This window comes from Streptomyces sp. NPDC002690 (assembly GCF_053592415.1).
Genome location: NZ_JBSFVR010000243.1, coordinates 1 through 9,268 on the forward strand (window position 1 = coordinate 1; position 9,268 = coordinate 9,268).

The following is a 9,268-nucleotide window of genomic DNA, read 5'->3' on the forward strand; positions in this document are numbered from 1 at the left end:
CCGATAGTACACTGCTTCAACTTGCGATTGCCGATTTTCTTCGCCTGGCGTTTGGGGGGGCCCGCGGGGGCCTCCGGCTCGGCGGGCCGCCGGTTTCCACCGGCCCGACGGTTGCGCTGGCCCGGCACCCTGTCGCCCCGGGGCGGGGTGTCTTCTCCGTCGGACTCCGGGGAAGGTGCCCGGCGACGACCGCCCTGGCGGGGTTCTCCGGCGGCCGATTCGCTTCTCCCGCGCGGAACTCGCGGGCTGTCGCCCACCGCCGGAGAATGCTCTTCGGAGTTGTTCAGTCGCAGTTCGTAATTACCAGTCTGCGGGTTCAGTACCCACTGGTCCGCGGGGTCGATATCGTCCGCCCGTCCACGGCTTTGCGCATCCACGGTCGCCTGAGTCCTCCGTCGGTGCCACGCGAGGCGCCTCCCCCGAAAAGGCGCTTCAAATCTGCGTTCCAGAAGTGCGCGGCCGGAAGGCTGGACGCACTGGATCGCGTCACACTATCCGCCCGTTCCGGGCCCCACGGACGGGCGTGACACATTCCACGCTCCCTACAACCGGGCATTCCACTCATTCCGCGTCGATTGTTCCGTTCCGCTTGAGAATTGCTTTACTTCTTACACAGGTCATCCGCAGCATTCGTGCCCGAGTAAGTGGGGTTCGGAGTCGCCCTGGTCGCGCCGGCGGTCTTGCCGGCCTCTTTCTCCGGGGTGGCGCCGCTGCCCGAATTCTTGGCCGGTACGACCGTCACCGGAGTGTCTTCGCGTAGGTGCCCGAAGAGCTTGTCGGCGTCCGGTTGCACCAATTCGTCACGATTCGCGTTCTGGCTGTAGGGCCGGCGCGGGACGGTCAGGAACTGCACCTTGTCCGTGGGCACGTTCCGCATTCCGCGGACCAGCCCGTAGAGGTCCCGCAGCGAGTCCAGGCCGGCGTCCGTCGTCAGCGACTTCGTGGCCGCGTCGAGCACGGGGTAGAGCCGGGCAGGATTGAGCAGGACGCCGTTGCTCCGCACCTTGTTCACCAGGGCGGCGAGGAACTGCTGCTGCCTGTTCATCCGCTCGGTGTCGCTGCCGTCGCCGAGCGACTTGCGCGCGCGTACGTATCCGAGCGCCTGCTCGCCGTCGAGCGTGTGCTGCCCGGCGGCGAGCTTCAGGTGCGCCGCGGGGTCGTCGATGGGGTCGTCGACGCAGATCCGCACCCCGTCCACCGCGTCGACCATGTCCTTGAACCCGCTGAAGTCCACCACCACGTGGTGATCGACGCGGATCTTCGTCATCCGCTCCACGGTCCGGACCGTGCAGGCCGTGCCGCCGATCTCGAACGCCCAGTTGAACTGGGCGGTCATCGCGCCGGTCGCCCTGCCGCCGGAGCCGTGGCAGCTGGGGATCTCCACCATCAGGTCCCGGGGCACCGACACGGCGGTGGCGCTCTTCCGGTCCGCGGCGAGGTGCAGCAGGATCACCGTGTCCGAACGCTGCCGGCCGCCGTCGTCCCGGCCGTACTTCCGGTTGTCCCCGGCCCGGCTGTCGGAGCCGATGAGCAGGATGTTCTGGGCGTCCGTCACGAGGGCGGTGGGACGTTCCCGCTCGTACGCCCGCAACTCGGCCTCGGCGGCGGTGTCCGTCCGGATGTTGCCGTTCAGCTTCCGGTACAGCCACCAGCCCGCGCCCGCCGCGACCAGGACCACGAGCGCCGCGCCCAGCGCGGTCCAGCGCACCCAGTGGCGCTTGCGGCCGTCCGGCCGCCCTGCCCTGGGACGTCGTGCCCAGGTCCCCGGCGCGCGGGCGTCGTCCGGCCCCCCGTTCTCGTCCCGCCCGCCCTCGTCCTGGCGGCCGGGATCGGGGTCGGGGTCGGCCGGCGTGCCAGCGCTGTCGGTCACGGCTGCGTCCATCCTCGGGTGGTCGGTACCGCCGATGATGTACCCGAGCCGCCGCCCAGCCCCGGGGGCCGGGCCCGCGAGGGGCCGGACGAGTGACCCTCGCAGCGCTTTTCATACCGCGCCCGCGCCCGGCCGGTGACGATCCGGCGGACCGGCCGCCGGTCAGGCCGCTTGGTGGGTGACCCGCTCGCTCTCCACCCGCTTCGCCAGCCCGCCCTCGTCCAGCTGCCCGAGGTGGCGGCAGAGTACCACCGAACCGCCCGACGCCAGCGGCGCCCAGAGCCCGGCGGAGAGCCCCTCCCAGTCGTCGTACGAGCGCCCCGACAGCAGCCGCGAACCGGGCGCGAGCCCCAGTCCGGCGGCGTCCTCACGGGCGCGGGCGACGAGCTGCGCACCCGTCAGCTCCGTCCCGTCCACGACGAGCGCGGGGGCGTCCGGGTCCACCGGCTGGAAGGGGGCGAACCGGTCGCCCTGGCCCGGCACCTCGACCGCGTAATCGGCGAAGCCCTCGGGGGCGACCGGGAAACGGCCGCCCAGCGGACGCAGCGCCAGTGCGACGCGCTCGCCCCGGCAGGCACGGGCGCGTTCCAGCGTGTCCGGGCCGGTCACCACGAGGTCGGCCGCCGCCGGGTCGCCGCCCGTCTCGACGACCACGCCGACCGAGGAGCAGGCGAGCAGCCAGACGGCCGTCTGCCAGTGCGCGGGGAGCAGCAGGGCGAGCCGGTCACCGGGTTCGGCGGCCAGGTCGCCCTGGAGGAGATTGGCGGTCTTGGCCACCCAATTGGCGAAGGTGGCGACCGAAAGTTCGACGCGCTCGCCGGTGGCGTCGTCGTAGAAAGTGACCAGGGGGCGGGCCGGGTCCGTGAGGAGCGCGGATCGCAGCAGGTCGGCGGGGGTGCGGTCGCTGGCGTTCATCCGCGCAAGGGTACGCGGCACCGGCCCTGGCCGGTCGGTGAACGGGCACACCGGGCCACCGTTCGGCAGACGGGGCGTCAGGGCATGGGGGCGCCTGTCGAGTGGCCGGGCGTATCAGCCTATTTGAGGATCAATGACATGCGTACTCTCCACGCCGCAACGATCGGCGTCACCTGTGCGGCCGCACTCACCCTCTCGCTCGCCGCGTCCACACCCGCGCTGCCCGTGGCACCGGCGTCGGCGGCCCCGACCGCCGACCCGCCCGGCTCGACGCAGTCCCTGCCGCTCGTGCCGCTGACCGGGAACCGGGCCGCGGGGGAGACGGCCGCCACCGCGGCGCAGGGCCTCACCCCCAGGGAGGTCCAGCCCTTCTCCCTCCTCGGCGTCGTCTGGGACGACGCGGCGACCGAGCTGCCCGGCACGGTCGAGGTCCGGACCCGCGCGACCGCCACCGCCCGCTGGTCCGGCTGGCAGGCCGTCGAGACGCACAACGACGAGCACGCGGCGGAACCCGGCACCCCCGAGGGTGACGCGGCCTCCGTGCGCGGCGCGACGGCCCCGCTCTGGGTCGGCGCGTCCGACGCGGTCGAGGTACGGGTCCGGCCCACGGTCACCGACCTGTTCGGCCGTGCCGCCGAGCCCGCGGCCCTCCCGAAGGGGCTGCGCCTCGAACTCGTCGACCCCGGCGCGGACCCCGCGCCCGCCACCACGAGCACGGTTGTGGGCGTGCAGACGCCGGCCGGCACGACGGCGACCGGCGAGGCCGGCGAGACGGGTACGGGCGCGGCCGTCCCGCCCGACACGGACACCGCCGACGTCGCCGTGCTGCCCGCGCTCAGCCGCGCCCAGACGATCGCCGACGCGCAGGCGCGTGGACTGGGGCTGCCGGCCGAACCCGAGACCGACCAGGGCGCGGACGCGCCCCGGGCCGGGTCGGCGGTCGCCGCGGCGAAGCCGTACATCGGCCCCCGCCCCGGCATCATCACCCGCAAGGGGTGGGGCGCGGACGAGAAGCTGCGTGAGAGTCAGTTCGCGTACACCACGACGGTGAAGGCGGCCTTCGTCCACCACAGCGCCACCGGGAACAACTACACCTGCTCCCAGTCGGCCTCCATCCTGCGCGGTATCTACCGCTACCACGTCAAGAGCAACGGCTGGCGGGACATCGGCTACAACTTCGCCGTCGACAAGTGCGGAAACATCTACGAGGGCCGGGCCGGCGGTGTCACCAGGGCGGTCCTCGGCGCGCACACGCTCGGCTTCAACAGCAAGACCATGGGCATCGCGGTGCTCGGCAGCTACGCCAGCACCAATCCGCCCGCCGCGGCGGTGAACGCCGTCGCCAAGCTCACCGCGTGGAAGCTCGGGCTCTTCGGGATCAACCCCAAGGGAACCGTCACCCTCGTCTCCGGCGGCGGCAACCGGTACAAGAAGGGCAGTTCGGTCAAAATGAACGCCATTTCCGGGCACCGCGACGGGTTCGCAACCGAATGCCCCGGCGCACGTCTCTACAAGAAGCTCGGCACGACCCGGACCACCTCGGCCCGCCTCCAGGGGCGCTGACCGGGGGCGGGCCCGCGGGTCTGCATACACTGGCCAGCCGAACGAGGCCCGGCCCCCGGCAGGAAGCAGAGAACAGACGCCGTGACAGAGGCAAGAGAAGCGATCCTCCTGGTCGGTGGGAAGGGCACCCGGCTCCGGCCCCTCACGGTCCGCACCCCGAAGCCGATGGTGCCGGCGGCGGGTGTCCCCTTCCTCACCCACCAGCTGGCCCGCGCGCGGGCGGCCGGGGTCGAGCACATCGTGCTGGCGACCTCCTACCTGGCCGAGGTGTTCGAGCCGCACTTCGGTGACGGCTCGGACCTCGGCCTGCACATCGAGTACGTCACCGAGCGCGAACCGCTGGGCACCGGCGGTGCGATACGCAACGTGGCCCACAAGCTCACCTCGGGTCCCGACGAGCCGGTGCTCATCTTCAACGGCGACATCCTCACCGGCCTGGACATCCGGGCCCTGGTGACCACGCACACCGAGTCCGGCGCGGACGTCTCGCTGCACCTCACCCGGGTCCAGGACCCGCGTGCGTTCGGCCTCGTCCCCACCGACGCCTCGGGCAGGGTCACCGCCTTTCTGGAGAAGCCGCAGACGCCCGAGGAGATCGTCACCGACCAGATCAACGCGGGGGCGTACATCTTCCGCCGCTCGGTCATCGACACGATCCCCGCCGACCGGCCGGTCTCCGTCGAACGCGAGACCTTCCCCGGACTGCTCGCCTCGGGCGCCCACCTCCAGGGCATGGTCGACTCCACGTACTGGCTCGACCTCGGCACCCCGCAGGCATTCGTCCGCGGCTCCGCCGACCTCGTCCTCGGCCGCGCGCCCTCCCCGGCCGTCCCCGGCCGCTGCGGCGAACGCCTGGTGCTGCCGGGCGCGCGGGTGGCCCCGGACGCCAAGCTCAGCGGCGGCACGGTCGTCGGCGAGCGCGCGGTGATCGGCGAGGGCGCCCGGATCACCGGCTCCGCGGTGCTCGCCGACGCGGTGATCGAACCCGGCGCGGTCGTCACCGACTCCCTCGTCGGAGCCGGCGCGCGGATCGGCAGCCGTACGGTGCTGACCGGCGCGGTCATCGGCGACGGCGCCCGGGTCGGCGCGGACAACGAGCTCCGCGACGGCGTCCGCGTCTGGTGCGACGCCGTCCTGCCGGACGGGGCGGTCCGCTTCTCCTCGGACCAGTGACGCGCGCGGACCGCATCGGTGAAGCACGCCGGCCGCATCGGCGAGGCACGCGGACCCGGCGAGGCACGCGGACCGGTGAGGTACGCGGGCCGGTGAGGTACGCGGACCGGTGAGGCAAGCGGGCCGGTGAGGTACGTCTCGGGGCCCGGCAGTCCCGGCCCCCGGGCACCCCGGAGCCGTACCCTCGGAAGGGCCCCCGCACCCGCCGAACCACCCGAGGACGCCGACCCGTGGCAGGACGCTTCGCCCCCCGCACCGCGCGCACCGGCCTGCCCCGGCAGGCGCCGGCCCTCGCGCGCGGGGGAGCGGTCACCGGCGGACCCGCCCCGGCCGAGGCCCCGCTGACGCGGGAGTGGACCCCGCCGGGCCCGCTCGACCTCCGTCTGGTCCTCGGACCGCTGCGGCGCGGGGTGGGCGACCCCACCTTCCGTACGACCGACGACGGCAGCTTCTGGCGGGCCACCCGCACCCCGGCGGGCCCCGGCACCCTCCGCGTCCGCGCGGTGCCCGGCGGCCGGGTCGCGGCGACCGCCTGGGGGCCCGGCGCCGACTGGCTGCTGGACCAGCTGCCCGAACTGCTCGGGGCCGGCGACGACCCGGACGCCTTCGAACCCCGCCACCGGCTGCTCGCCCTCGCCCGGCACCACCGCCCCGGGCTGCGCCTGCTGCGTACCGGACTGGTGATGGAGTCCCTGATCCCGTCGATCCTCGAACAGAAGGTCACCACCACCGAGGCCTACCGCGCCTGGCGGCTCCTGGTGCGCCGGCACGGCACCCCGGCCCCCGGACCCACCACCGGGCTCGGGCTGTACGTCATGCCCGAGCCGCGCGCCTGGGCGCTGGTGCCGTCCTGGGAGTGGCACCGGGCCGGCGTCGACGCCAAGCGTTCGGACACCGTCATGCGCGCGGTACGGGTGGCCCGGCGCCTGGAGGAGGCGGCCGGCATGGGGCTGCCCGAGGCGAAGGCCCGGCTGGAGCTGATCCCCGGCATCGGCCCGTGGACCTCCGCCGAGACGCTCCAGCGCTCCAACGGCGCCCCGGACGCGGTCACCACCGGCGACTACCACCTGCCGGGGATCGTCGGCCACGCCCTCGCCGACGACCGGGACGCCGACGACACCCGGATGCTGGAACTGCTCGCCCCCTACGCCGGCCAGCGCCACCGCGCGACCCGGCTGATCCTGCTCGCGGGCGTGAGCCGACCGCGCCGCGGCCCCCGCATGACCCCGGGCGACATCGCGCCGCTCTGAAAGCCGGGCACCCGCTGGACGCTCAGCGGACCGTGAGGAAGTCCTCCGCGTCCCGGGCGGCCCGCTCGCGCGGTGCCGTCGCCGGGCGGCCGATGGCCACCGCACCCAGCGGGTCCCAGGATTCGGGCAGGTCCAGCACCTCGCGCACCACGGACCGGCAGAACATCGTCGAGGACACCCACGCCGAACCGAGCTGCTCGCCCGCCAGCGCCACCAGGAAGTTCTGCACCCCGGCCCCGGCCGCGACCACGAACATCTCGCGCTCCGCGGTGTCCCGGCGCTCGTCCCCGTAGGTGTGCGAACCGTCCATCACCAGGCACGGGACCGCCAGGTACGGCGCCGAGCGCAGCACATCGCCCCGGCGCACCCGCTTCCGGACCGACTCCTCGCTCTTCCCGTCGCGCCGCAGATCCGCGATCCAGGCGTCCCGCATCGCGTCGAGCAGCCGGGTCCGGGACTCCTCGGACTCCAGCAGCACGAACCGCCAGGGCGTCGTGTGGTGCGGCGCCGGAGCGGTCACCGCCGCGGCCACCGCCCGCCGGACCGCGCCCGGGTCCACCGGGTCGTCGGTGAACTCCCGCACGGTGCGGCGCAGCGTCACCGCCTCCCGGACCGCCTCGGACGTGCCGAGCCGGAACATGTCGTCGGCGGCGACCCGCACCAGCGCCCGCGCACCGGCGGGCTCCTCCGGGGCTCCGTCCGGGGCGACCACGTGGCCGAGCCCGCGCACCACCGCGACCGGCAGCCCGGCCGCCTTGCCCTTCACCAGGTCGCCCGCGGCGGCCAGCTCGTCGGCGGTGGCGACCACCGTCGCGCTCAGCGGATTGCCGTACGCGTCCGTACCGCCCCGCAGATCGTCCAGGACCCGCACCCCGGCCGCGCCGATCGCCACGTCCGTCAGCCCCGCCCGCCACGGCCGCCCGAAGGTGTCCGTGACGACGACGCCGACCTCCACGCCCAGCGTGTCCCGCAGCCCGTCCCGGATCGCCCGGGCCGAACGGTCCGGGTCCTCGGGCAGCAACAGCACGGTCCCGGCGGGGGTGTTCGAGGCGTCCACCCCGGCGGCGGCCATCACCAGGCCCTGCCGGTTCTCGACGATGCGCAGGGTGCCGCGCCGCGCCACCACGCGCACGGTCTCCGCGTCGATCGCCGCCTCGCGGTCGGTCGCCTCCATGATCCGGCCCTCGGCCTTGGAGACGATCTTCGAGGTGACGAGCAGTACGTCGCCGTCGGCCAGCCCCGGCTCGGCGGCGGCGATCAGCTTGGCGAGGTCGTCCCCCGCCCGCACCTCGGGCAGCCCGGGCAACGCCCACACCCGGTACGCGGGCACGGGGGCGTCCGCGGTCGCGTCCGCCGCGCTCACGCCCGTACCTCCTCGGCCAGCGCCAGCGCCTGACGGGCCATCTCGGCCGTCGCGTCGACGTCCGTCATCATCAGCGGCACCGCGCGGCAGCGGATGCCCGCCGACTCGACCGCGTCCACCGCACCGGCGTCCACGGTGTCCACCAGCCACCCGTCCAGCAGTCCCGAGCCGTAGTGCTCGGCCACCGCGGCGGCGGTCGACTCCACGCCCACCGCGGCCAGTACCTTGTCGGCCATCCCGCGTACGGGGGCGTCACCCACGATGGGGGAGAGGCCGACGACCGGCACCCCGGCCTCGGCGATGGCCTCCCGGATGCCGGGGACCGCCAGGATCGTGCCGATGGACACCACCGGGTTCGACGGCGGGAAGACGATGACGTCCGCCGCCGCGATGGCCTCCAGCACCCCCGGGGCGGGCTTCGACTGCTCCGCGCCGACCGGCACGATCGCCCGCGCCGGAACGGACGCCCGCAGCCGCACCCAGTACTCCTGGAAGTGGATGGCCTTGGTCTCGCCGTCGATCTCCACGGCCACGTGCGTCTCGACCCGGTCGTCGGACATCGGCAGCAGCCGGACCCCCGGCTGCCAGCGGTCGCACAGGGCCTCGGTGACCGCGCTGAGCGGGAAGCCCGCGCCCAGCATCTGGGTACGGACCACATGGGTCGCGAAGTCGCGGTCGCCCAGCCCGAACCAGTCCGGCCCCACGCCGTAGGCCGCGAGCTCCTCCTTGAGGTGGAAGCTCTCGTCGGTGCGCCCCCAGCCCTGTTCCTCGTTGATGCCCCCGCCGAGGGTGTACATCACGGTGTCGAGGTCGGGACAGACCTTCAGCCCGAACAGATGGATGTCGTCGCCGGTGTTGCCGATGACGGTGATCTCCGCGTCGGGCGCGGCCTGTTTGAGGCCACGCAGGAAACGAGCACCACCGATACCGCCGGCCAGAACCACAATGCGCATACCACCAGTCTGTCAGGCGGAGCCTGACCCTTCGTGGGGTGGTGGTGGGTGACGGGTGGGACTGTCGGGCGGAGCCTGATCCTTGGTGGGGTGGTGGTGGGTGACGGGTGGGACTGTCGGGCGGAGCCTGATCCTTGGTGGGGTGGTGGTGGGTGACGGGTGGGACTGTCGGGCGGAGCCT

Annotated in this window: 7 protein-coding genes; 3 read left to right on the forward strand and 4 right to left on the reverse strand. The window is 73.7% G+C overall.

Going from position 1 to position 9,268, the window contains the following annotated elements:
* Positions 1–601: 601 nt before the first annotated feature.
* On the reverse strand, positions 602–1,870 hold the full coding sequence (locus ACWD3D_RS25405; RefSeq protein ID WP_451463105.1) for an LCP family glycopolymer transferase: 1,269 nt from the start codon (positions 1,868–1,870) through the stop codon (positions 602–604).
* A 162-nt stretch (positions 1,871–2,032) separates the two neighbouring features.
* Entirely contained in the window at positions 2,033–2,785 is a 753-nt protein-coding gene (locus ACWD3D_RS25410; protein WP_451463106.1) for a TIGR03089 family protein, read from the reverse strand.
* A gap of 138 nt (positions 2,786–2,923) precedes the next feature.
* Here ACWD3D_RS25410 and ACWD3D_RS25415 point away from each other — a divergent pair, with 138 nt between their 5' ends.
* The 3 genes from ACWD3D_RS25415 to ACWD3D_RS25425 all read left to right on the forward strand — a co-directional run bounded on the left by ACWD3D_RS25415 (position 2,924) and on the right by ACWD3D_RS25425 (position 6,771).
* Positions 2,924–4,348 carry an N-acetylmuramoyl-L-alanine amidase gene (locus ACWD3D_RS25415; protein ID WP_451463107.1) on the forward strand — a complete coding sequence of 475 codons (1,425 nt, stop codon included), beginning with the start codon at positions 2,924–2,926 and terminating at the stop codon, positions 4,346–4,348.
* An 81-nt stretch (positions 4,349–4,429) separates the two neighbouring features.
* Entirely contained in the window at positions 4,430–5,521 is a 1,092-nt protein-coding gene (locus tag ACWD3D_RS25420) for a sugar phosphate nucleotidyltransferase (RefSeq protein ID WP_451463108.1), read from the forward strand.
* 230 nt (positions 5,522–5,751) lie between these two features.
* Positions 5,752–6,771 (forward strand): DNA-3-methyladenine glycosylase family protein, encoded by a 1,020-nt coding sequence (locus tag ACWD3D_RS25425; protein ID WP_451463109.1) that lies wholly within the window; start codon positions 5,752–5,754, stop codon positions 6,769–6,771.
* A 22-nt stretch (positions 6,772–6,793) separates the two neighbouring features.
* Here the strand turns inward: ACWD3D_RS25425 and ACWD3D_RS25430 are convergent, their stop codons facing one another.
* Together ACWD3D_RS25430 and cofD are read right to left on the reverse strand one after the other, a co-directional pair.
* Positions 6,794–8,134 (reverse strand): coenzyme F420-0:L-glutamate ligase, encoded by a 1,341-nt coding sequence (locus ACWD3D_RS25430; RefSeq protein ID WP_451463110.1) that lies wholly within the window; start codon positions 8,132–8,134, stop codon positions 6,794–6,796.
* The gene (gene cofD, locus ACWD3D_RS25435; protein ID WP_451463111.1) at positions 8,131–9,087 is read right to left on the reverse strand and encodes a 2-phospho-L-lactate transferase; all 957 of its coding nucleotides are present in this window, start codon (positions 9,085–9,087) and stop codon (positions 8,131–8,133) included. Before cofD ends, ACWD3D_RS25430 begins: the two co-directional genes overlap by 4 nt.
* Positions 9,088–9,268 lie beyond the last annotated feature (181 nt).

Coding starts and splice junctions, on each gene's coding strand:
- ACWD3D_RS25410 (WP_451463106.1), bottom strand. CDS start 2,785: ATGAACGCCAGCGACCGCACCCCCGCCGACCTGCTGCGATCCGCGCTC.
- ACWD3D_RS25415 (WP_451463107.1), top strand. CDS start 2,924: ATGCGTACTCTCCACGCCGCAACGATCGGCGTCACCTGTGCGGCCGCA.
- cofD (WP_451463111.1), bottom strand. CDS start 9,087: ATGCGCATTGTGGTTCTGGCCGGCGGTATCGGTGGTGCTCGTTTCCTG.